Source organism: Citrobacter sp. VF227, from assembly GCF_052950715.1.
The window spans coordinates 1-441 of sequence record NZ_JBRFVF010000561.1 but is presented as its reverse complement, the minus strand read 5'-3'; the positions used below and the strand labels follow the sequence as shown (position 1 = coordinate 441).

The window sequence follows — 441 nt, the reverse complement described above, 5'->3', positions numbered from 1 at the left end:
CTCTCTCAGGTTCAGACCCATGCTGTTGGTCCTTACCAGAATGTTCCCTCAAAACCGATTTTTATCCTGTCTGCCAAAGTCCTGCCGTAATCGTATGTTGCGCGGGCAATGCTTGCCCGCGTTCTCTCGCTTCTCTGCGTAACCCGAAATTGCTGCTTATACTTGTGGCAAGTGTCGGCTCATTCAGGGAGGTCACGTGAAAAAACTCACCGATAGACAAAAGTCCAGGGTCTGGGAACAACGGCGAAACGCCAATTTCCAGGCCAGTCGGCGGCTGGAAGGCGTGGATATTCCACAGGTTACCCTGGGCGCTGAAGACGCGCTGGCGCGTCTTGAAGCGTTGAGGAGGCACTATGGGCGATAAATTCGGTGATGGACGTGACCCCTACTTGTATCCGGGCCTGAATGTCATGCGTAACCGCCTGGGTATTCACCAGGCGC

The 441-nt window shown here is 54.4% G+C and carries 1 protein-coding gene and 2 pseudogenes; all 3 read left to right on the top strand.

Annotated elements, in window-relative coordinates; all coding sequences use genetic code 11:
* Nucleotides 1–90: pseudogene (locus tag ACU8YC_RS27870) on the top strand (peptidylprolyl isomerase A); the annotation flags it as partial.
* Between the two features lie 106 nt (nucleotides 91–196).
* A complete protein-coding gene (locus tag ACU8YC_RS27865; RefSeq protein ID WP_446896378.1) occupies nucleotides 197–364 on the top strand; it encodes a YhfG family protein in 168 nt (55 codons plus the stop codon).
* Nucleotides 354–441: pseudogene (locus tag ACU8YC_RS27860) on the top strand (putative adenosine monophosphate-protein transferase Fic); the annotation flags it as partial. The gene ACU8YC_RS27865 and the pseudogene ACU8YC_RS27860, both read left to right, overlap by 11 nt.